The organism is Stenotrophomonas maltophilia group sp. P373, assembly GCF_053295075.1.
In genome coordinates this window covers 295,316-315,878 of the sequence record NZ_CM129994.1, presented here as the reverse complement: position 1 = coordinate 315,878, position 20,563 = coordinate 295,316, and the positions used below count along the sequence as shown (strand labels likewise).

At 65.7% G+C, this 20,563-nt stretch carries 19 protein-coding genes, 1 tRNA gene and 1 pseudogene; 8 read left to right on the top strand and 13 right to left on the bottom strand.

Features of this window, described 5'->3' with window-relative positions:
• Positions 1-265: 265 nt before the first annotated feature.
• The gene (locus tag ACSYHF_RS01425; protein WP_329953241.1) at positions 266-3,091 is read left to right on the top strand and encodes a TonB-dependent receptor; all 2,826 of its coding nucleotides are present in this window, start codon (positions 266-268) and stop codon (positions 3,089-3,091) included.
• Between the two features lie 120 nt (positions 3,092-3,211).
• On the opposite strand, the gene rarD is transcribed toward ACSYHF_RS01425, so the two are convergent.
• The gene (gene rarD / locus ACSYHF_RS01420) at positions 3,212-4,108 is read right to left on the bottom strand and encodes an EamA family transporter RarD (protein WP_065178981.1); all 897 of its coding nucleotides are present in this window, start codon (positions 4,106-4,108) and stop codon (positions 3,212-3,214) included.
• Positions 4,105-5,010, bottom strand: a complete 906-nt coding sequence (gene yedA, locus ACSYHF_RS01415; protein WP_447576028.1) for a drug/metabolite exporter YedA — start codon at positions 5,008-5,010, stop codon at positions 4,105-4,107. The genes rarD and yedA overlap by 4 nt, the downstream gene beginning before the upstream one ends.
• A 223-nt stretch (positions 5,011-5,233) precedes the next feature.
• Between yedA and ACSYHF_RS01410 the strand changes: the two genes are divergently transcribed.
• Both ACSYHF_RS01410 and ACSYHF_RS01405 read left to right on the top strand, forming a co-directional pair.
• On the top strand, positions 5,234-6,568 hold the full coding sequence (locus tag ACSYHF_RS01410) for an MFS transporter (protein ID WP_005420583.1): 1,335 nt from the start codon (positions 5,234-5,236) through the stop codon (positions 6,566-6,568).
• A 31-nt stretch (positions 6,569-6,599) separates the two neighbouring features.
• A complete protein-coding gene (locus ACSYHF_RS01405; RefSeq protein ID WP_005420584.1) occupies positions 6,600-6,932 on the top strand; it encodes a hypothetical protein in 333 nt (110 codons plus the stop codon).
• A gap of 127 nt (positions 6,933-7,059) precedes the next feature.
• Here the strand turns inward: ACSYHF_RS01405 and ACSYHF_RS01400 are convergent, their stop codons facing one another.
• From ACSYHF_RS01400 to ACSYHF_RS01385, 4 genes are all read right to left on the bottom strand, one after another.
• Positions 7,060-8,712 (bottom strand): M28 family metallopeptidase, encoded by a 1,653-nt coding sequence (locus ACSYHF_RS01400; protein ID WP_005420585.1) that lies wholly within the window; start codon positions 8,710-8,712, stop codon positions 7,060-7,062.
• Positions 8,713-8,817: 105 nt separating this feature from the next.
• Entirely contained in the window at positions 8,818-9,750 is a 933-nt protein-coding gene (locus ACSYHF_RS01395; protein WP_197598769.1) for an MBL fold metallo-hydrolase, read from the bottom strand.
• Positions 9,751-9,906: 156 nt separating this feature from the next.
• The gene (locus ACSYHF_RS01390) at positions 9,907-10,209 is read right to left on the bottom strand and encodes a hypothetical protein (protein WP_032954673.1); all 303 of its coding nucleotides are present in this window, start codon (positions 10,207-10,209) and stop codon (positions 9,907-9,909) included.
• Between the two features lie 204 nt (positions 10,210-10,413).
• The gene (locus ACSYHF_RS01385; protein ID WP_065178978.1) at positions 10,414-11,709 is read right to left on the bottom strand and encodes a tryptophan--tRNA ligase; all 1,296 of its coding nucleotides are present in this window, start codon (positions 11,707-11,709) and stop codon (positions 10,414-10,416) included.
• A gap of 108 nt (positions 11,710-11,817) precedes the next feature.
• Between ACSYHF_RS01385 and ACSYHF_RS01380 the strand changes: the two genes are divergently transcribed.
• Complete coding sequence (locus ACSYHF_RS01380; RefSeq protein ID WP_197598770.1) at positions 11,818-12,618, top strand: hypothetical protein; 801 nt, start codon at positions 11,818-11,820, stop codon at positions 12,616-12,618.
• Positions 12,619-12,691: 73 nt separating this feature from the next.
• Here ACSYHF_RS01380 and ACSYHF_RS01375 read toward each other — a convergent pair whose 3' ends face one another.
• The 3 genes from ACSYHF_RS01375 to rocF form a co-directional block, all read right to left on the bottom strand.
• On the bottom strand, positions 12,692-12,913 hold the full coding sequence (locus tag ACSYHF_RS01375; protein ID WP_004153772.1) for a CsbD family protein: 222 nt from the start codon (positions 12,911-12,913) through the stop codon (positions 12,692-12,694).
• Positions 12,914-13,120: 207 nt separating this feature from the next.
• On the bottom strand, positions 13,121-13,258 hold the full coding sequence (locus tag ACSYHF_RS01370; protein WP_005407710.1) for an entericidin A/B family lipoprotein: 138 nt from the start codon (positions 13,256-13,258) through the stop codon (positions 13,121-13,123).
• Between the two features lie 163 nt (positions 13,259-13,421).
• Positions 13,422-14,342: an arginase gene (gene rocF / locus ACSYHF_RS01365; RefSeq protein WP_005420594.1), complete on the bottom strand. Its 921-nt coding sequence runs from the start codon at positions 14,340-14,342 to the stop codon at positions 13,422-13,424.
• A 275-nt stretch (positions 14,343-14,617) separates the two neighbouring features.
• Here rocF and ACSYHF_RS01360 point away from each other — a divergent pair, with 275 nt between their 5' ends.
• Entirely contained in the window at positions 14,618-15,067 is a 450-nt protein-coding gene (locus ACSYHF_RS01360; protein ID WP_139726621.1) for a hypothetical protein, read from the top strand.
• 55 nt (positions 15,068-15,122) lie between these two features.
• Here the strand turns inward: ACSYHF_RS01360 and ACSYHF_RS01355 are convergent, their stop codons facing one another.
• Positions 15,123-15,893 (bottom strand): DUF3011 domain-containing protein, encoded by a 771-nt coding sequence (locus ACSYHF_RS01355; RefSeq protein WP_111128916.1) that lies wholly within the window; start codon positions 15,891-15,893, stop codon positions 15,123-15,125.
• 596 nt (positions 15,894-16,489) lie between these two features.
• Between ACSYHF_RS01355 and ACSYHF_RS01350 the strand changes: the two genes are divergently transcribed.
• The gene (locus tag ACSYHF_RS01350) at positions 16,490-16,891 is read left to right on the top strand and encodes a hypothetical protein (protein WP_139726620.1); all 402 of its coding nucleotides are present in this window, start codon (positions 16,490-16,492) and stop codon (positions 16,889-16,891) included.
• Between the two features lie 176 nt (positions 16,892-17,067).
• Here the strand turns inward: ACSYHF_RS01350 and ACSYHF_RS01345 are convergent.
• A pseudogene (locus ACSYHF_RS01345) lies at positions 17,068-17,370 on the bottom strand (addiction module antidote protein).
• Between the two features lie 128 nt (positions 17,371-17,498).
• Here ACSYHF_RS01345 and ACSYHF_RS01340 point away from each other — a divergent pair.
• Both ACSYHF_RS01340 and ACSYHF_RS01335 read left to right on the top strand, forming a co-directional pair.
• On the top strand, positions 17,499-18,098 hold the full coding sequence (locus ACSYHF_RS01340; RefSeq protein ID WP_447576027.1) for a hypothetical protein: 600 nt from the start codon (positions 17,499-17,501) through the stop codon (positions 18,096-18,098).
• Positions 18,099-18,669: 571 nt separating this feature from the next.
• Entirely contained in the window at positions 18,670-19,494 is an 825-nt protein-coding gene (locus ACSYHF_RS01335; protein WP_447576026.1) for a hypothetical protein, read from the top strand.
• Positions 19,495-19,595: 101 nt separating this feature from the next.
• Here the strand turns inward: ACSYHF_RS01335 and ACSYHF_RS01330 are convergent.
• Both ACSYHF_RS01330 and ACSYHF_RS01325 read right to left on the bottom strand, forming a co-directional pair.
• A tRNA-Thr gene (locus ACSYHF_RS01330) sits at positions 19,596-19,671 on the bottom strand.
• A 40-nt stretch (positions 19,672-19,711) separates the two neighbouring features.
• Positions 19,712-20,560 (bottom strand): SPOR domain-containing protein, encoded by an 849-nt coding sequence (locus ACSYHF_RS01325; RefSeq protein ID WP_447576025.1) that lies wholly within the window; start codon positions 20,558-20,560, stop codon positions 19,712-19,714.
• Between the last annotated feature and the right edge of the window lie 3 nt (positions 20,561-20,563).

Genomic DNA, 20,563 nt, shown 5'->3' with positions numbered 1-20,563 from the left:
GCGGCGTGTTGTCACAACCGCTCAAGCGTGGCGGTTCTGTGCCGCTATCGATGCCTCTACTCATCGCAAACGCAGCGCGCGTGACGCTGCGCACAGTGCATCTGTGGATTGTTGGTTGCGATTCATCTTCGCGCACTTCCAGCGGCGTCGAGACAAACAGTTACGAATGGAAACATTCTAGAATCGCGCCCCCCACGTTGGTTTGCAGCACCCCACGCGCCCATAGAACGGGTGCATGTTTTTACTGAAACACGAGATTTCACGGATGTCCCTGAAAACCAATCCGCTGCGCAACGCGATCGTCATCGCGCTGGCCGCCAGCTGCACCACCCCCGCCTTCGCACAGAGTGCCGGCGATACCCCGACCAACCTCGACCGCATCGAAATCACCGGCTCGCGCATCCGCCAGGCCAGTGTCGAAACCGCACAGCCGGTGGTCGCGCTCAACCGCGCCGAGATCGAGAAGAAGGGTTACGTCAACGTCGCCGACATCCTGCAGGACATTCCTGCCGCCGGTGCGCCGAGCATGAGCCGCGCCTCGTCGCTGACTTCTTCGCGCGATTTCGGCGGCATGTACGTCAGCCTGCGCAACCTTGGCCCGGAACGCAGCCTGGTGCTGATCGACGGCCGCCGCATGGGCGTCAGCGCCGGCGGCTACTCCGACCTGGCCTCGATCCCGTCGTCCATCGTCGAGCGCGTGGAAGTGCTGACCGACGGCGCCTCCGCGCTGTACGGCTCCGATGCCATCGCCGGTGTGGTCAACATCATCACCCGCAAGAATTTCGATGGTGGCGAAGCCAGCGTCTATGTCGGCCAGTACGGCCAGGGTGACGGCCAGAAGCGCGCATACAGTGCAACCTTCGGCAAGACCTTCGAGCGCGGCTGGTTCAGCGTGGGCGCCGAGCGCACCAAGGAAGACGAGGTGCTGGGCAAGGACCGCGAGTTCAGCCGTTACACCAACGGCCCGCGCCACCCGAACGATGGCCTCAACGGCAACACGCCGTGGGGCTACGTCACCGTCGGTGGCAAGAACCTGACCGTGGGTCCGGGCGGCGACCCGAGCAAGGCCGGCAACTTCCATGCGCCGGCCCCGGCCGATGGTGCCAACACCAAGTCGAACATGAGCCTGCTGACCGGCCTGGAGCGCACCTCGGTGTTCGCCAACGGTGGCTTCTCGATCACCGACAACCTGCGCATCGTCGCCGACGCGCTGTACAGCAAGCGCGAGTCGACCAAGCACCTGGCCGGCTACCCGTACTCGGTCAGCGCCGCGCAGGCCCGCAATGGCAGCCGTGCCGCCCTGTCCAAGGACAGCGCGTTCAACCTGTGGGGCCAGGATGCGCTGTTCGCGCACCGCACCGAGGAGCTGCCGCGCGGCACCGAGAACAACCTGGAAACCAAGCGCGCCAGCATCGGCCTGGAGGGCAGCTTCGAAACCGGTTCGCGGTACTGGGACTGGAACATCAACTACATGTACAACCGCAACGAAGGCGAGCGCATCGGTACCGGCAGCATGTACCAGCCGCACGTCAACCTGGCCGTCGGCCCGTCCTTCATGGACGGCAACGTGGCCCGTTGCGGTGCGCCGGGCGCGGTGATCGCCGGCTGCGTGCCGTGGAACCCGGCTGCCCCGATGGGTTACACCGGCCCGGGCTCGCTGAGCAACCAGGACGTGCAGGACTACCTGTTCACCCGCTTCGTCGACAAGATGCAGAGCACCACCAAGGTCGCCAGCGGCAACATCTCCGGTTCGCTGTTCACCCTGCCGGCCGGCGACATCCTGGCCGCGATGGGCTTCGAGCACCGCAGCGAGGAGGCCAGCTACACGCCGGACATGAAGGTGCAGAAGGGCGAGATCGCCGGCACCAGCGGCCAGCCGACCCGCGGCAACTACTCGCTCAACGAGGCCTACCTGGAACTGCAGGTGCCGTTGCTGGCCGACCTGCCGTTCGCCCGCGAACTGTCGCTGGACGTGGCCGGTCGCTACTCGGACTACAACAACTTCGGTTCCACCACCAACAGCAAGTTCGGCCTGAAGTGGAAGCCGATCGACAGCCTGCTGGTGCGCGCCACCTACGGCACCGGCTTCCGTGCGCCGACCGTGGATGACCTGTATGGCGGCACCGTCAGCAGTCGCGACTCGTTCACCGACCCGTGCGATACCTCCTTCGGCACCGCCGCCAGCAGCCCGGCCGTCGCCGCCCGTTGCCAGGCGCTGAAGGTGCCGGCCAACTTCCGCCAGCTCAACAGCGATGGCAGCGTGGCCACCAAGCCCGGCCAGCAGGCCACCACCGATTTCAGCTCGGGTTCCAACCCGGACCTGAAGCCGGAAACCGCCAAGACCTGGACCGTGGGCCTGGTCTACAGCCCGGACTTCGTGCAGGGCCTGGACGTCAGCCTGGACTGGTGGAAGATCCGCATCGACAACGCCATCGTCGGTGAGTCGGCCACCAACATCCTGGAACAGTGCTACGTGCAGGGTTCGGATGCTGCCTGTGGGCGCTTCACCCGTGGCAGCAACGGCCAGGTCAACTCGCTGGACCGCTCGCTGGTCAACGCGGGCTACCGCGAAACTGCCGGCTATGACATCAACGTGCGTTACCGCCTGCCGGAAACCGCGTTCGGCAAGTTCGCCGTCAACTGGAACACCACCTACACCGATTATCTGGAGCAGCGCAACGACAGTGCCGCCACCACCCCGGTGGAACAGCGTACCGGTTGGGCGGGCGACTTCCGCGTGCGCTCCACCTTCAACCTGGATTGGCAGTATGGCGACCTCGGCATCGGCTGGACCGCGCGCTACTACTCCAGCATGAAGGAGAAGTGCTCGTACATGGACGAGTGCAACATGCCGGGCTTCAACTCGTCGTACACCAGCGCCTCGCCGACCAACAAGGTGGGCTCCAACACCTTCCACGACCTGCAGGTGCGCTACAGCCTGCCGTGGGATGGCACCGTGTCGCTGGGCGTGAACAACGTGTTCAACCACCAGGGCCCGATCATGTACAGCCAGCCGAACAGCAGCTTCACCTACTACGGTGGCTTCGACATCGGCCGCTTCATGTACATGAAGTACCAGCAGCGCTTCTAAGCCTGCAACCGCGTTCCCGCCACGGCCATCCCTCTCTCCTGGCCGTGGATGGAAGCAGAACGGCGCCCCTCGGGGCGCCGTTCTTTTTTGCGTGGAAGCAGGGTCGGATCCCCGCCGGCGCTAGCGCTTGGCGCGCATCGTGCGGATGTTGTCGCCGACGAACAGCACCAGGCCAGCCCAGATCGCTGCAAACCCGATCGCCTTGGCAGTGTCGAATGCCTCATGGAAGAAGAACACACCCAGCAGCAGCTGCAGGCTCGGTGCGATGTACTGCAGGATGCCGACCAGCGACAGCGGAATGCGCTTCACGCCGTAGGCGAAGCCGATCAGCGGTACTGCGGTGACCGCGCCGCCGAAGATCAGCAGCAGGTCGTTGCGCCAGCCCCAACCATGGAAGAACGCACCGCCGTGGCCGTTCTCGGCCCAGATCGCAAACGCCAGCGCCGGCAGGAACAGGTACATGCTCTCCACGCCGAGGCCGGCCACCGGGTCGACCGAGACCAGCTTGCGCAGCAGGCCATACAAGCCGAACGAACAGGCCAGGCCCAGCGCGATCCACGGTGGCGTACCTGCATCGATGGTCAGCCAGGCCACGCCCACCGCCGCCATTGCCACCGCTACCCACTGCAGCCGGCGCAGCCGTTCCTTCAGCACCAGCACGCCCAGCAGCACGTTCACCAGCGGGTTGATGAAGTAGCCCAGGCTGGTCTCGATGACATGACCGGCGTTGACCGCCCAGATGTACAGGCCCCAGTTGAACGCGATGGTCAGGCTCGACACCAGCAGGATCGGCAGCGCGCGCGGCTGCGCGGCGATCTTCCGCCACCAGCCCAGGCGCGCACTGATCAACAGCCAACCCAACACCAGCACCGTGCTCCAGATGATGCGGTGGGCGATGATCTGGAACGAGGGCACCTCGTTGAGCAGGTGCCAATAGACCGGCACCAGGCCCCAGATCACGAAGGTGGATGCGGTGACCAGCAGGCCCCGGCGTTGTTCTTTCTCGTCCATGCTCACTTCTTTCTCGTCCTTGCCATTGTCAGCACCACCACACCCAGAAGAATCACCGCCATCGCCAGCAGGTCGCGCCAACCGAAGCGCTCACCGTTGAGCAGCGCGCCCAGCAGCACCGCGATCACCGGATTGACATACGCGTAGCTGCCCGCGAGCGCCGGGCGCACGTTCTGCAGCAGCCACACGTAGGCAGTGAACGCGACGATGGAGCCGAACACGCACAGATAGGCCATCGCCAGCAGGCCACCGGTATCGGGCAGCGTGGTCGGGCGCTCGCCCACCGCCAGGCCGATCAGCACCAGCAGCACGCCGCCGCAGATCATCTGCCCGGCCGCGGTCATGAACGGGCCCGGCAGGTCCAGGCCGCGTGCCCACACAGAACCGAACGCCCAGCCGATCGGCGCGATCAGCAGCAGCACCAGCCCGGTCGGCGAGCCGGTCAGGCTGCTGCCGGCGTTGAGCCAGACCACGCCGAGGAAGCCGATGGCGATGCCCAGCCACTCACCACGGCTGGCATGTTGCCCGCGCAGCGCCGAGAACAGCGCGATCCACAGCGGCACCGAGGCCACCGCCGTGGCGGCCAGGCCCGAGGACACCTCGCGCTCGGCCAGCACCACCATGCCGTTGCCCAGCACCAGCATGGTCACGCCCATGATGACCAGGTTGCGCCACTGCCGCAGCGTCGGGTTCGGCAGCTTCCAGAACAGGCGCAAGGCCAGGAACATCAGGCCGCCGGCAATGATGAAGCGGCTGCCGGAGACCATCGTCAGCGGTAGTGCGCCGCCGTGCAGGGCCTTGGCGATGCCCAGGTAGGTCGAGCCCCAGACCACGTAGACCAGCAGCAGTGCCAGCGCGACAAGGCCACCCCGGGGGGCAGCCGCAGACGAAGAGGGGGGAGCCGACATGACACACCAGGGAGCCGGGGGAAGGCGGATTCTAGGACGTTTTGAGTATGGTCCGGGACCCCATACGGTGGCACGCTGTCATCCATCCATGCACCCTGCTCTGGTCTGCTACCCCGTGTTGACGGCCGATGCAGTACCAAGAGGGCTGCCCGGCCGCGCCGCCCCAAGGCCGGACGCCGTTTTCCCTGCGCACGGACGCGCCGCATCGAGGATTTCCACCCAGATGAGCACCACGTCCCAACCTGTTGTACCCGCGAACGACCGTGCCGCCCTGCGGCGGTCGATCTCCAACACCCTCAAAGGCTCCGCCGGCAACCTGGTGGAGTGGTATGACGTCTACGTGTACTCGGTGTTCGCCGTGTACTTCGAATCGCAGTTCTTCTCGCCGGACGACAAGAACTCCACCCTGTACGTGTGGGCGATCTTCGCGGCGACCTTCCTGATGCGCCCGATCGGCGCCTGGTTCTTCGGCCGCTTCGCCGACCGCCACGGCCGCCGCCTGGCGCTGACCGTCTCGGTCACGTTGATGGCGCTGTGCTCGTTCCTCATCGCCATCACCCCCACCGCCGCCAGCATCGGCATCTGGGCCGCCGTGATCCTGTTGTTCGCACGCCTGCTGCAGGGCTTCGCCACTGGCGGCGAGTATGGTGCCAGCGCCACTTACATGTCCGAGGCCGCCATTCCGGGCCGTCGCGGCTTCCTGTCCTCGTTCCACTACGTCACCCTGGTCGGCGGCCACGTGCTGGCCCAGCTGACCCTGCTGCTGATGCTGACCTTCTGGGGCAAGCCGGAGATCTCCGAGTGGGGCTGGCGCATCGCCTTCGGTATCGGTGGCATCGCTGCGGTGGTGGTGTTCTGGCTGCGCCGGGGCATGGACGAATCGCTGTCGGAGTCGTCGATCGAGGCCGCGCGCGAGGGCAAGGCAAAGAAGTCCGGTTCGATGTACGAGTTGTTCGTGCACCAGTGGCGGCCGCTGCTGCTGTGCTTCCTGATCACCGCTGGCGGCACCGTGGCCTTCTACACCTACTCGGTGAACGGCCCGAAGATGATCCAGAGCGCCTTCGCCGGCAACGACCCGATGACCGGCACCCTGATCAACCTGGGCGTGCTGGCCTTCCTGATGGTGCTGCAACCGGTCGGCGGCTGGCTGTCGGACATCATCGGCCGCAAGACCCTGCTGGTGTTCTTCGGCGTCGGCGGCGTGCTGTACAGCTGGTACCTGATCACCCAGCTGCCGCACCAGCATGACGCCACCCTGGCCTTCCTGACCCTGGCGCTGGCGTTCGTCATCCTCACCGGCTACACCTCGATCAACGCGGTGGTGAAGGCCGAGCTGTTCCCCACCCACGTGCGTGCACTGGGCGTGGGCCTGGGCTATGCGCTGGCCAACTCGCTGTTCGGCGGCACCGCCCCGCTGCTGTACCAGGGCGCGCTGAAGACCGGCCACGTCGACTGGTTCGCCATCTACGTGACCGCCACGATCGCGGTATCGTTGGTGGTCTATGTGTTCTTCCTTACCAACAAGGGCCCGAACTGGCTCGACGGCACCCGCAAGTAAGCGCGTTGCCCTGATCGCGGCCACTGGCGCAATGCCGGTGGCCGCTACGTCTCCCGCCACCACGCTGATGTGGATCGCAGTGACGCTGGCCGCAGCCACGGCATTGGCCTGGGTGCTGCGCCGCCCCAACGCGCAGGCCACGTGGCCGCGCACGGGTTTCGGGATCGCCCTGCTGGTGTTCTGCGCCGCGCTGGCGCTGCAGCTGGCGATGGACCTGGGCAGCGGCCACAGCTCGCTGCACCTGCGGCTGCATCGCGGTGTCAGTCCGGCCCCCCTGGTTGGCCTGCGCACGATGGTGGCGTGCTATCTGGCAGCGCTCGTCGCCGGCGGCTGGGGCGCGTGGAAGCTGCTGCGCCGGCGCTGACGAACACCCGGTCGTGCCGGCCGCTGGCCGGCAACTCAACATTCCTTTGGTAGTGCCGGCCGCTGGCCGGCAACCTCATGAACCTCCGGAAAGAGCAGGGAGTTGCCGGCCAGCGGCCGGCACTACCTCAGCGGCGGGCCGCTTCGCTCTTGTCGCGCGCGCCGCGGAACTCCGATTCCTTTTCCCACGTCGGCCAGCGGCGGCTGTTGGCCAGCTCGGCACCCAGGTCGTAGACCAGCAGCGTGTCGGCAGCGTGGCCGCTCGGGTCCCAGCTCGGCGTCCAGGCATCACAGGCCTGGTGGTAGCAGTCGGCGAAGTACTTTTCGCGCAGCGCGCGGCCGCGTTCAACGCCACCGTCCAGCTTGTCCAGGCCCGGGCCGATGGTGATCGCCGGCACGCCCAGGCGGGCGAAGGCAAAGTGATCGGCACGGTAGAAGAAGCCGGCTTCCAGGTTCGGGTCCGGACTGTAGCTGCGGCCACGGGCCTTGGCCACGCGCTCCAGATCGCCTTCCAACGACACCCGGCCCTTGCCCCACGAGGCAATGTCGCGGGTCGGGCCATCCGGGCTGAACATCTCGATGTTCAGCACCGCAGCGGTCTTGTCCAGCGGCGCCAGCGGATGGGCGGCGTAGTAGCTGGCGCCCAGCAACCCTTTCTCTTCGGCGGTCAGTGCCACGAAGTACAGCGTGCGCTGTGGCTGCGGGCCAGCGGCGAACACACGGCCCAGTTCCAGCACCGTTGCCACGCCGGTGGCGTTGTCGATCGCACCACGGCGGATGCGGTCCCCCTTGGCGTCGGGCTGACCGATGCCGAACGCATCCCAGTGCGCGGAGAAGATCACGGCCTCGTCAGCATGTTCACCACCGGGCAGCTTGGCGACCACGTTGCGGGTCACCACCTGCTCGCGCTTGAGCGCGAAATCCACGCTCAATTTCGCGTTGTCCAGTGCCACCGGGCGGAAGTCGGCACGCATCGCCTTGCGCTTCTCCGCATCGAAGTCGAGGCCGGCGTCGGCGAAGATCGCCTCGGCCAGCTCGCGCTGCATCCAGCCGCGCAGCGGGGTGTGCTGCGCCATCGCTTCGGCGTGGCCGCGCTCGATGTCGAACAGCGGCGAAGTGCCCGAGCTCTTTACCGTGGCCCAGCCATACGCGGCCGGCGCGGTCTCGTGCACGATCAGCACGCCTTCGGCACCCCGGCGTGCGGCTTCCTCGAACTTGTAGGTCCACCGGCCGTAGTAGGTCACCGCCTTGCCATCGAACGCGCCCGGCGCGTCGGCCTCGAAGTCGGCGTCGTTGATCAGCACCACGGCGATCTTGCCGTGCAGGTCCACGTCCTTGTAGTCGTTCCAGTGGCGTTCCGGTGCGTCGATGCCGTAGCCGACGAACACCAGCGGTGCATCCTTGATCTGCACGCGCTTGCGCGGCTGCAGGCTCTGCAGGGTCACGTCCACGCCATTGGCCAGCGCACGCTTGCCCTGCTTCAGCGACAGGCTGGCCTTGGCCTCACCCTCCAGCTGCGCGCGCACCAGCGGCACTGGCTGCACCCAGCTGCCGTCCACGCCGCCCGGCTGCAGGCCATAGCTGCGGAACTGCTCGATCAGGTACTGCACCGTGCGCTCTTCGCCCTCGGTGGCCGGTGCGCGGCCCTCGAACTCATCCGACGCCAGCACACGCACATGCCGCGACAGTGCCTGCGGATCGATGCCGCCACCCGGCAGGTCGTTGGCCGCATGGGCCAGGCCACCGACAAACAGGCAGGACGACAGCAGCAACACGCGCATCGGATTCACGGCAGTACCACGGCTAGCTTGGAAGTCACCAGAGTGTAACGTGGTCGTGACACCACGGCGCGGCTTGGGCCTGTGTCATCCACGCATGGCGTGGATCTACCTGCTGATGCGATCCAGCCAGCAGGCCAGGCCCTGTGCGTTGAGTTCGATGTCCATCGCCAGCACGGCAATCACCGCCGCATCGTCCAGCGCACAACCATGCTGCTGCGCCCGTTCCAGGTACAGCGCCTGCAGTGCCGCCAGCAGGCAGCGGTGGCGGTCTGGGCGGCCATCGCACTGGCGGCCGATCGCGGCCATCGCATCGATCTGCTCGAACAGGTCCGCAGCCAGTTTTTCCACCTGCTGCACGCGCCCATAGTGGGTCAGGTACATCGCCTGCGGGCCGTAGCCCAGCATGCGTCGGATCGAGGCCTTCATCGCCTCCGGGTCGAACTGCACCGGCGAGGAAGTCGGGAAGATGAAAGCGCCCTGCGCGCTGTCCAGCTCGCGGTAGGAGATGCCGAACGTATCGCCAGTGAACCAGCTGCGGCTGCGAGCATCCCACACGCAATAATGGTGCAGTGCGTGGCCCGGCGTATGCAGCAGCGCCAGCTCGCGGCCAGCGAGATCGATGCGGTGGCCGTCTTCGGCAACCACCACGCGGTGTTCGGGAATCGGCTCGATGCGGCCGTAGCTGCGCGCGATCTCTTCGGCGCCGTACACCGCCGTCGCACCCGCAATCAGCCGGGTCGGGTCGATCATGTGCGGCGCACCGCGCGGATGCAGCACCGCCTTCGCATTCGGCAACTGCTGCATCAGCAGGCCTGCACCACCGGCGTGGTCCAGGTGCACGTGCGTGAGCAGCAGCCAGTCCACGGCATCCACGCCCAGGCCAGCGTCCACCAGCGCCTGCAGCATCGCCGGCACAGACAGGCCGGTGCCGCAGTCGACGAAGGCCGCGCGGCCGTTTTCAACGATCAGGTAGGCCGCGTCGAAGTCCGGGCGCTGGAAGCCGGTATCGATGGTGTGGATGCTGGGATCGGCGGTCATCGGCACGCACCTGGCAGTCTCGGAAACAGACGCCCATGGTAGGCGCGCAGGCGGCCCGGGTTCGATGCGGCTTTGGTCGGGTAGTGCCGGCCGCTGGCCGGCAACCTCGGGATGGCCGGGAGAATGCATGTGCCGGCCAGCGGCCGGCACTACCGATCAGCCAGAGCGCAATCCGAACCGCGGCCGCAGCAGCAACGCCAGCACCAGCACCGCCAGGAACGCGCCATAGGCATACAGCACCGCCAGCACCTGCGGCCAGATCGGACCGGCGCCGGGCTGCACCACGCCAATGCGGTAGCCCCACAGCATCGACACGATGCTCAGCGCGAACGCCACGACCAGGGTGGTGCCATCGAACAGGCGCCGCCGCGCGCTGCGCGGCTGGCGCGGAAACAGCCAGTACAGGCTGCCCAGCAGCAGGAACCAGGGCAGGAACAGCAGCAGCGACAACCAGGCCATCGCAGACTCCATGTCATCGCGCCAGAGGCGCGCGGACATCATGCCATGGGTGCTGTGCCACGGTCGTGCCGGCGGGGGTCTTCCCTGTAGAGCCGAGCCCATGCTCGGCTGGGTAGCAAAGCAGCCGAGCGTGGGCTCGGCTCTACAGAGGCGGAGCCGGGTCGAGCATGGCTCGACTCTACAAAGGGCAGGCAGGCCCGGCGATCAGGCCGCTTCGCGCAACGCAGCCAGGGCGGCCAGCACGGCGTCCACCTCGGTTTCCAGCTTGAACAGCTCGCTCTGCAACTGGTCGCCCTGCTCGGCCTGCTTGATCACCGCAATCAACTGGCCGGCATCGCGTGGCGAATCGAAGCCTTCGCTCTGGATCAGCAGCGTGCCGTCACCGGCGGTCAGCTTGAAGTAGAAGCGGCCGTCCTTTTCGCGGTACTGCTTGAACTGCGGCGGCGCCACGCGGGCCACGCCGGCATCTTCGCTGGCGATGTCACCGGCACTGGACAGGTCACGCAGGCCCACCGCATGGCGCAGCTCGTCCAGCAGCGGTGCCGCCAGCTGCTCGCGCAGCTGCTGGCCACGGCGCTTGAGCAGCGCTTCGATCTTCTCCGGCTCGGCCATCAGCGCGTTGTAGCGCTCGCGCAGCGGCGACAGCTCGCTGTCGATACGCTCGAACAGCTGCTGCTTGGCGTCGCCCCAACTGATGCCGGCGGCGAAGGCCCTGGCGAATTCCGCGGTCTGTTCCGGCGTGGCGAACGCCTGGTACATCTGGAACAGCGCCGAGCCCTCGGTGTCCTTCGGCTCTCCCGGTGCGCGCGAGTCGGTCAGGATCGAGAACACCAGCTTCTTCAGCTCCTCGCGCGGCACGAACAGCGGAATGGTGTTGTGGTAGCTCTTGCTCATCTTGCGGCCATCCAGGCCCGCCAGCGTCGCCACCTGCTCGTCGATCACCACGTCCGGCAGCGGGAAGTACTCCTTTCCGTACACGTGGTTGAAGCGCTGGGCGAAATCGCGCGCCATCTCGATGTGCTGGATCTGGTCACGGCCCACCGGTACCTGGTTGGCCTTGAAGATCAGGATGTCGGCGGCCATCAGCACTGGGTACATGAACAGACCGGCGCTGACGCCTGCGTCCTCGTCCACGCCTTCCTCGCGGTTCTTGTCCACTGCCGCCTTGTAGGCGTGCGCACGGTTGAGGATGCCCTTGCTGGCGATGGCGGTCAGGAACCACATCAGCTCGGTGGTCTCGCGGATGTCGCTCTGGCGGTAGAACCACACGTGTTCCGGGTCCAGGCCGCAGGCCAGCCAGCTGGCCGCGATCTCCAGGGTCGCGCGCTGGGTGCGCTGCGGGTCCTGCGACTTGATCAGGCTGTGCAGGTCGGCCAGGAAGAAGAAGCTCTCGATCCCCGGCGCGCGGCTGGCCGCGATCGCCGGACGGATGGCGCCAACGTAGTTGCCCAGGTGGGGCGTGCCGGAGGGGGTGATGCCGGTAAGGACTCGGGTCGTCATGACTGCGTGGGGTAACCTTCAATGAACGGGGCCAGTTTACCTTGCACGCCACCAACCCCGTCAGGGCCTGCGGCGCGTTCATTCACGCAACCCCGCTGGAGACGTCCGATGAAACGCCTGCTGCCCCTGCTGCTGATCCTGCCCCTGGCCGGTTTCCGCCCGGCTCCCCTGCCGCCGCCGGTGTACGACGGCGGCCCCGTGCGCATGGCCCTGGTCGACCGCGACCGCGGCACCGAACTGCGCAGCTACCCTGCCGAGGGCCAGCGCTGGGTGGCCGGCGAGCGCGGCCACCGCTACGCCGTGCGCCTGTACAACGACAGCCCTCGCCGGGTACTGGTAGTGCTGTCGGTGGACGGCGTCAACGCCATCTCCGGCGAGGATGCCGATCCCTCGCAGACCGGCTACGTGCTCAATCCCGGCCAGCGCGCCGACATCACCGGCTGGCGCAAGAGCCAGGACGAAGTGGCGCAGTTCATGTTCAGCAGCCCCAGCGGCAGCTATGCCAGCCGCACCGGCCGCCCGGACAACATCGGTGTGGTCGGCGTGGCCGTGTTCGAGGAAGCGCGTCGCTGGCGCCCCGAGCCGATCCTGCGCCGTGGCCTGCCGCCGCCGGCTCCAGCCGCACAGGCCGAAGCGGCGGCCGACGCCAGTGCCAGCCGCATCGAGGGTTACGCCAGCAAGTCGCAGGCCCCGGCGCTGGGTACCGGCCATGGCGCACGCGAGCAATCCTCGGTACGCGACACCGACTTCGAACGTGCCAGCCGCAGCCCTGCACAGGTATTGCAGCTGCGCTACGACAGTGCCCGCAACCTGCGTGCGCGCGGCATCCTGGTCGATGCGCCCTCGCGCCTGCCGCGCGAACCGCAGGCGTTCCCCAACCGCTACGTGCCGGACCCTCCGGCCCGCTGATCGTCCCGCGCAGACAACACGACGCCCGCAACCTCACGGTGCGGGCGTCGTGATGTGGGGGAAACCGAAGCGCTTACTTGTAGTCCGGGTAGTCCTTGCTCACCGCGTCCTGGAACTCACGCACTTCCTTCTCCGCGCGGTCCTTGGCCCAGCCATAACGTTCCTGCAGGCGGCCGGCCAGATACTCGGCATTGCCTTCGGCCACATCGAAGTCGTCGTTGGTCAGATCGCCCCACTTGGCCTGGGCCTTGCCCTTCAGCTGCGACCACTTGCCGGAAATGATGTCTTTGTTCATTGCTGGGAGTCCTTGGTTGCAACGGCGTTCTTACCGTGGCTCCAGCTTCGCGCAGTCGCTGTTGAGTACCGGTCAACCGGCAATGAAATGCACGCTCACCTGCTTGAATGGTTCACTACGCTTCGACACGTACGCTGCAGAGAAACGCGCAAGCAAAAAGGCCGGGGAGATCCCCCCGGCCTTTTTGCTTTCCGTTCCACTTCAGGCTCAACGGCCCTTGGCGGCATCCTCAACCTTTTCACCGGCCTTCTGCACGTCCTTGCCGGCACCGGCCACGGTGTTGCAACCGGCCAGCAGGGCCACCGAGAACATCGACAACAGCATCAGGGCAACTACGCGCTTCATGGGCTTCTCCTTGGGTTCGCCGCTATACCGCTTCATTCGCGGATGGGATTCTTTCGCTCGGCGGGAGGGCACCAATGCCCACTGCCGCCGCGTGAAGTGCAATCTGGCGGCAGGGGCGTGGAGCGGGCGTGAACGGTTCGGCGATCCGTTCAGCAGGGGGCGGTCAGTCGCGCATCAGGGTGGACTTGCCGAACAGGCTTTCCACCAGGTCCACGGCCAGTTCGGCGGTGGCATTCTGCTTGTCCAGCAAGGGGTTGAGCTCGACGATGTCCAACGAACCCATGCGCCCGGTGTCGGCGATCATTTCCATCACCAACTGCGCCTCGCGGTAGTTCACCCCGCCCGGCACCGTGGTGCCCACGCCCGGCGCGATGCTGGGGTCGAGGAAATCCACATCGAAGCTGACATGCAGATGGGTGTTCTCATCAATGCCGGCCAGCGCCGCTTCCACGGCACGCTTCATGCCGTTCTCGTCGATGTAGCGCATGTCATAGACATCCACCTTGTGGGTCTTGATCAGGCGCTTCTCCTCCGGGTCCACCGAGCGGATGCCGATCTGGTGCATCTGCGCCGGGGTGATCGCCGGTGCGCTGCCGCCCAGACGGGTCAGCGCGTCCGGGCCGAGGCCGCACAGGCAGGCCACCGGCATGCCGTGGATGTTGCCCGACGGCGTGACATCGCTGGTGTTGAAGTCCGAATGCGCATCCAGCCACAGCACGCGCAGATTCTTCCCCTGCTCGCGGCACCAGCGCGCGACGGCGGTGATCGAACCGATGCCCAGGCAATGGTCGCCACCGAGCATGATCGGCATGCGCCCGGCCTGCAGCTCGGCGTAGCTGGCTTCCATCAGTGCGCGATTCCAGGCCACCACCTCATCCAGGTGGCGGTAGCCCTCCACCGGCGCGGTCCACGGGTTGCGCGGGCCATCCAGGTTGCCCACGTCGCGCACGTCCACGCCGCGCGCTTCCAGCGCCTCCGGCAGGCCCGCCACGCGCAGCGCCTCCGGCCCCAGCCGTGCGCCGCGATGGCCCGCACCGACATCGGTGGGAACGCCAATCAGGGATACGGAAATGGGATGGGCCATGGGTGCCTCCTGCGGTGCGGAAAAAGAAGCACAGTCTAGCCAGAGCTGTGTGACACCACTCGCGGCGGTGCAGCAGGGCATGGGTCAGATCGTCGCGGCCTGCCAGCCGTATCCGGTCAGGCATTCCAGCGCTGGGTCGTCAGGAATTGGACCTTCCGCGATCCACCTCACATCCCGGTCGGTTTCGCCTCTTACGCAAGGCTGTTGTTGTGTCCACGCTGCGCAGGCACCCTGAAGGTGCCGCCTCACTTCCTCAATCATGGAGCACCACGCGCATGAAACATGCACTCAATGGACTTGCGGTACTGGCAATTGCCCTGGGCGGACTGTTTCCCGCCGCTGCCAGTGCACCCTCGCAACGCATCACGCATACGGTGACCTCCGATGCGTATCCCATGCAGACGGCAGGCGCACGCCAGGTACTCGACTGGGTGGCGCAGCGGGTGAAGCCGTCGTTCGCCCCGCAGGGCTACGGCAACGTACAGGTGGAACGACAGGCAGTCTCCGTAGGCCGTGCGTCTGCACGCTCGGACGAATCGATTCCCGGCAAGCTGCCGGACCAGGGCATTCCCGGTGAGATCTACCGGGTGGAAAACCTGCTTCCCGACGGCTCCATCCAGACGTGGGAATTCACCTGGGTGGAGCCCTCATCCGGCCATGGAGGCGGCTGGGATGTCACCGGGTACTCCTACAAGAAGGGAAATGACCCGGTGAACCAGCAGTAGCGGAACGGGGGCAACGCGCACCGCGCTGCCCCCTTAGACACGCCGCCGCCGCGCCTCAACCGCCGCGGCGGCGAACCGGCGTCAGGCTCTGCACCTGACCGTTGTTGCGCATCATGCACAGGAAACGGCCATCGGGATAATCGATGATCAGTTCCTGGTAATCGCTGCCCACCGGCATCTGGGTGACCAGCGCGCCCTGAGCGCCCTTGCGCATGTTGCAGGCGCCCAACGCGGTATCGCCTGCCGGCGCCGGGGTGGTCACCGAAGACACATTGCGGAACACCGCGCGGCAGCCGCCATTGACCCACACCGAGTGCCGGGACAGGCCCCAGTTCTTGCCTTCCTCGCATCGGGTGCGGCTGAGCTGGCGCACGATTTCCACATTGCCGCGGGTATTCAGATCGCACGACACCTGCTGCTGGCCGGTGGATTCGCAGGTGACTTCGCGGGGTAGCGCGGCATCCCCGGCGGCAGCGTCGCGAGGGCGAACGCTGTTTGCGGCGGGCGCAGGTGCACCACTGCTACTGACCTGGCAAATGCCATTGGCGCCGCCACGGCCGGTGTAGCTGATCTGCGGCGTGCCGTCATCGCTGCGGCTGATCGACAACGTGATACCACTGTTGGCATCGCGCGCTTCGAAGTAGCGGTCGTTGAAGCGTTTCAGCGCCGCCTCGCGGCCCTGCACGTAGACGGGGCCGCCTTCGTCGGCGTGCACATCGATACCGCCCGGGCAGCTGGCGTTGAAGAACGGCACGGCGGCCATGGCCGGGGCCACGAAAGCGGTGGACACCAGTGCGACGGTGAGCGATAGGGCATGGCGACGCATGTGCGGATCCCGAAGGGGCCCAGGGTGGGCGTGTGGCGGCAGTATGCGGTGGGGCGCTGCGGCCTGTCCGTGAGGAATATCAAGAACCCGGCGGCGCGCGTGGGGATTCAGGTCTGATAGGGTGTTCCTGGAGCCCTGCCGGGGCGGTTAAGCCAGCTTTACGTCGTGGGCCGCGATGGGCCGTGCGACAGCAATGGCACAGCCGGATGTATCGTGGTTCGCGGCACTGCGCGAACTGTCGCTTCTGGCATTGCACTGCTCGAAACAGGCCAATCGCGATAATTCATTTTTCCTTTCAGATCTCCCGATGCCATCGAAACAATCGACTGGCAGACGGGGATTTCGCCTGCGCATGATGAATCGCCACCTGCAGAGGTGGCCGGGTCTTCCAAGCCCGTTTGATTGAAGCTGTATACGCTTGCCAGCCGGCGTCGTCCTTCCAGGTGCGGCGCCGGCTGGCAATCCGTTCGCCGATCGACGGCGGGCGGTGCGTGGGGGCCCTGTGCCCGCCGGCTCATCGATCTCCGGTCTTGGAAGCCACGCATCGCCCGCCACCCTATCGTGGCGGCACCTCTGTTCCTGACGAGGATGCCCGCATGTCCAGAACCAACCACCCATACCTGACCGCCACCCTGGGCGAGGCCGCCCTGCGCCTGCCGCCCGAACTGGCGCAGCCATTGGAAGCCGCTTTCGCCGCTGCGAACGAAGCGCCTGCGTCCATCAACCTACCCAGCTGCCTGCAGCGCATCCGCGTCGGTGATGCTGCCGACGGACAACCGTGGCAGGGGCCCGCCAGCACACCCGGCCAGGCCGTGGCCGCCGCACGCCGGGATCGCGCTGCGGTGGGTTTGGTGTCGCTGTTGGAGCTGTACCACGCCGCCGAGCGCGTGCGCGTGGACGGGGAAGAGAAGGACGACATCGGCGACGGCACCCGCGAAGGGCTGATGCTGGCCTGCCGAGGGCTGGCGGAGTATGTGGCGTTGCAGATGCGTAGCTGAGGCTGCTGCGGTCGCAGTGTGTGTGTGCGGCATTGATCGAAGGATCTGCCCGCGCCATACAGTGAGTTGACTCACCGGGTTGGGACGAGAAAACCAGCGAATGGCGGTTTCTTCATTTTCGTTCCATCGCCTTTGCGACTGGCGCCGCGCCGACGCATCATGATCGGCGCCTGTGCTTATGCTGCGCTGGCGTGCAATCGCACACCCAGGGCTCGGGTCACCTTCAGGATGGTCGCGAAATCAGGGCTGCGCTCACCGGAGAGTGCGCGTTACAGACTCTCGCGCGACAGGCCCGCCGCACGCGCAACCTTGCTCATGCCCTGAGCGCGGGCGATATCGCCGAGCGCTTTGGCGATGAAGGCAGAATCGCCGTCGCTCTCTTCGATGCCGGCGTCGAGATAAGCCGCCATCTCCTCCGGCGTCCGAAGATGCTCGGCCACATCAAATGATCTGAGTTCGACTTTTCTGTTGATGACCATGATGCGGCAGCTCCGGAAAGTAGAACCGGGTGCGTTTTCAGTAGCTCATTTTTCACGGGAATCCGATCCGGACTCACAAAACGCTGTGCTAGATTCAAGAGCGTGACATTGGCACGAGAGACGCTTTCATGGATGCATGGGTCGAGAAATGCGCTTCTTCATCAGAACGTGAACTTCGGCGCCACCTCTGGATAGCAGTGCGTCGTCGCCTCGCGATCGCTGTTCCGGCGCTTGTGCTGGCAGCATGTACGAGCGCCGCGCCGCCGCCCCCATCAGATTATCTGAATCAAAAACAGCCCGTCGAATCAGGGAGTCAAACTGGTATGGAGCGGTTCAAGAACGATATCGAGCGTTTGACCAAGTTGCGTTTTGATGATGTCGACGCATTGAATGAACAGCTCCACACGCACCTGGGAGAACCGACTCGACAAGGCTTGAGGGACGAGCGGACCGCAGAACGCGGCATGCTGGGCGGACTTGGTATCCAGAACATCACGCTGAGAAGTCCTGCCGACGATCCGACGCACGCGACCTTGATCTTTGAGGTCACACCACCGAGCATCGCGCTCGAGGAAATCATCTGGGAAGAATCCGCCATGTATCCACCCCACCCGGATGCGCCTGATTCCCGCCCTTACTGGTCTGCTCAGGTGAACAGTGCCAAGGTTCTACTCGGGCTCTCCCTTGACCACAAGACGCTGACCTACGTATCGATCAGTCAGCGCTGATCCCTGTCATTGCGAAAGAGCCGCACCATGGAGCGTACTGAAGAATCTGCACTGTCACAGCCGCAGGTGAGTGGCCGACCAGGGGCAACACGTCGTCCGGCTTCGCCTTTGGTTGATCCCTCGCTGGCACCGCTTCTGACCAAATCCCCAACACTTCGAGCGGGTCTTGCACAGGCTGATAGTCCCTTGCACGTGGCAAGAGAGTATTCATCGTCGAGGGAGCGATGGACGATCCTGCCCAACGCCGTGGAACCATGAATATGATGGACGCGCTTCGCCTGCCTGAAGCAGAGTCCCTTCATCGCGCTGAAGCGTTGGCCGCAAATCTGGAACAGCAGCCGGCGCAGCAGGTTCATGCGCAGGACGGGCCAGCATTCTCAAGGTAAGGCCGTCGACGCAACCGCTCTGCCGCCCTTCGAACAAATGGGAGTACCTGAGGCAGCGCAAAGAGGCGCTGACTCATGGGAATGGGGGCGATTATCCTAGTCGAACGGATGACCTGGTTGTCGTGGAACACCTGACACGATTCGCTGGAGCGGAGGCATCAGCCCCGCTTTCATGTGGGGACAAGATGCGCACAATTGCAATCTTCCTGGTTGGCGTCTGCACCATTGTTCTTTCAGGCTGCGCGACTACCACACTTCCCAATGGGGTTGCTTCAGCGGGATACACTGAAGTTGTTTCCGTCCCTCTAGGCCCTCTCCGTTACTTCCATACGACTTCTGTTCTACCGGGGAAGAACGCCGTAGGCGCTACGAACCTCGTCCGCTGCACGAATACCGCGCGGACGATCAACCTGCAGATCGCGAACGGGCTGGCGCTTGATGCCGCAGATGTGTGCGCACGTATCGATGCTGCGGCTGCGGCATCCGAGTCATGGATACCGGCAGCATCAAACAGGTACCGAATCCTTCTTCTGCCGGAAGGCACTGCTGGGGCAATACGAACAAGATCGATTGGCCTCTTTGCCACAGGCAGGCAGCTTGCGTTTGTGGCACCTGTATACAGCAATCAACATAGAACCTTCGCGAATCTTGTTGACTTGGTTGCGCACGAAAGCTTTCACGCTTTAGGCCACGCTGAAAAAAATCCCCGAGGACAGGACGAAAGAAGCGCCTACTACGCGGGCCTGTGCGCGCAACTTCGGATCAACGGCCTCATTGCGGAAGAAGACTTACCGGGGGCCCCTCTCGCGTCCGGCGATCAGGCGGTACGCTACTCCTCGCAGGAAGCCTATCGCGTGCGACTGGAAACCTATCCGTTGCTGGCGGACGGAGGCATCCGGCTTGGAGCTTCATCCGGCGACTTGATGCTGGACCGATGCCAGCAGATCAGAAGCGAGGTTGTCGGGCTTCAGTCGAGCTCATTAGTTCCTCCTAGGAGTCTGCTTCCCTGAGGTCAGCGTAGGGACGGACGGCAGACGCAGGAAAGCCAGCGTACTGCGCTGGCCTTTTTCGTTGAAACCCCTGTTTTCAAGGCGTTTCAGAGCTTCCCAGGTGGTGCCGCTTATCCGAATCGAACGGATGACCTACTGTTTACAAGACAGTTGCTCTACCAACTGAGCTAAAGCGGCATGGTTGGTGCACCGGCGGCAGCGCCGCGGTCAGGGGATTCTAGCGCAACCGCGTGCATTCCAGCGACCGGCTCTGGGCTGCGCCGCTGCGCTGCTGGGCCTGGGCCGGCTGCGTGCCTGCCGCCAGCTGCCCTTCCAGCCACCATTGGCCGGTGTCGCCGCTGGCGACCAGGCGCGGCTGGAAGCCGGCGGCCTGCACCGCCGCCATGCGCCGTTCGGCGCCTTCGCGGTTGCGGTACTGGCCCAGCGCCACGGCGTTGGCCTCCTCGCCCTGGCTGATGATGTAGTAGTCGCTCAGGCCGGCGGCGACGATGCGCTTCACGGTGGCCTGGGCTTCGTGACGGTTGGCGGCGGCCGGCAGCATCACCCGGTAGCGGGCACTGCCGCTGGCAGCGGGCTGTTCGCGCAGGCGCACCTGGCTGAGCAGCGTACCGGCCTTGCCCTGTGCACTGGTCGCGGCGGCGCGGTCGGCGAACGGGCCCAGCGCGACGCAGCGCGGCGGCTCGGCGGCCGCGGGCGGGGTTACGGGCTTTTCCGCTGCCGGAACGGGTGCAGGCGGTGTTCCCGGCTTGGCAGCGTCAGCAACCGGCGCAGCCTCAGCCACCTGCGGCTTGGCAGATTCCGGCTTGGCCGGCACGGCCGGCGCGGGTGTCGCAGCCACCGCGGTCTTCGCCGCCGGTTCGCGCTCCATCAGCGGTGCGGTCGGGGCGGCCGCAGTGGCCTCGGCTGCGGCATTGGCATCCGCGCCACCCGGCACCCAGCGCAGCTCGGCGACGCCAGCCGGTTGCGGCGCAGGCGCAGGCTTCTGCGGCGCATCGCGCAGCAGCCACCAGCAGGCGACGCCGAGATTGAGAATGGCCAGTACGACGATCAGGGCACGGGTCAGCATGCG

What these genes read in the sequence shown, in the direction of transcription:
- ACSYHF_RS01405 (WP_005420584.1), top strand. Translation starts at nt 6,600, where the DNA reads ATGCCGGTGGCCGCTACGTCTCCCGCCACCACGCTGATGTGGATCGCA.
- ACSYHF_RS01395 (WP_197598769.1), bottom strand. Translation starts at nt 9,750, where the DNA reads ATGACCGCCGATCCCAGCATCCACACCATCGATACCGGCTTCCAGCGC.
- ACSYHF_RS01350 (WP_139726620.1), top strand. Translation starts at nt 16,490, where the DNA reads ATGTCCAGAACCAACCACCCATACCTGACCGCCACCCTGGGCGAGGCC.
- ACSYHF_RS01355 (WP_111128916.1), bottom strand. Translation starts at nt 15,893, where the DNA reads ATGCGTCGCCATGCCCTATCGCTCACCGTCGCACTGGTGTCCACCGCT.
- ACSYHF_RS01360 (WP_139726621.1), top strand. Translation starts at nt 14,618, where the DNA reads ATGAAACATGCACTCAATGGACTTGCGGTACTGGCAATTGCCCTGGGC.
- ACSYHF_RS01335 (WP_447576026.1), top strand. Translation starts at nt 18,670, where the DNA reads ATGCGCACAATTGCAATCTTCCTGGTTGGCGTCTGCACCATTGTTCTT.
- ACSYHF_RS01425 (WP_329953241.1), top strand. Translation starts at nt 266, where the DNA reads ATGTCCCTGAAAACCAATCCGCTGCGCAACGCGATCGTCATCGCGCTG.
- ACSYHF_RS01400 (WP_005420585.1), bottom strand. Translation starts at nt 8,712, where the DNA reads ATGCGCGTGTTGCTGCTGTCGTCCTGCCTGTTTGTCGGTGGCCTGGCC.
- yedA (WP_447576028.1), bottom strand. Translation starts at nt 5,010, where the DNA reads ATGTCGGCTCCCCCCTCTTCGTCTGCGGCTGCCCCCCGGGGTGGCCTT.
- ACSYHF_RS01390 (WP_032954673.1), bottom strand. Translation starts at nt 10,209, where the DNA reads ATGGCCTGGTTGTCGCTGCTGCTGTTCCTGCCCTGGTTCCTGCTGCTG.
- ACSYHF_RS01340 (WP_447576027.1), top strand. Translation starts at nt 17,499, where the DNA reads ATGGATGCATGGGTCGAGAAATGCGCTTCTTCATCAGAACGTGAACTT.
- rocF (WP_005420594.1), bottom strand. Translation starts at nt 14,342, where the DNA reads ATGGCCCATCCCATTTCCGTATCCCTGATTGGCGTTCCCACCGATGTC.
- ACSYHF_RS01375 (WP_004153772.1), bottom strand. Translation starts at nt 12,913, where the DNA reads ATGAACAAAGACATCATTTCCGGCAAGTGGTCGCAGCTGAAGGGCAAG.
- ACSYHF_RS01325 (WP_447576025.1), bottom strand. Translation starts at nt 20,560, where the DNA reads ATGCTGACCCGTGCCCTGATCGTCGTACTGGCCATTCTCAATCTCGGC.
- ACSYHF_RS01385 (WP_065178978.1), bottom strand. Translation starts at nt 11,709, where the DNA reads ATGACGACCCGAGTCCTTACCGGCATCACCCCCTCCGGCACGCCCCAC.
- ACSYHF_RS01380 (WP_197598770.1), top strand. Translation starts at nt 11,818, where the DNA reads ATGAAACGCCTGCTGCCCCTGCTGCTGATCCTGCCCCTGGCCGGTTTC.
- ACSYHF_RS01370 (WP_005407710.1), bottom strand. Translation starts at nt 13,258, where the DNA reads ATGAAGCGCGTAGTTGCCCTGATGCTGTTGTCGATGTTCTCGGTGGCC.
- ACSYHF_RS01410 (WP_005420583.1), top strand. Translation starts at nt 5,234, where the DNA reads ATGAGCACCACGTCCCAACCTGTTGTACCCGCGAACGACCGTGCCGCC.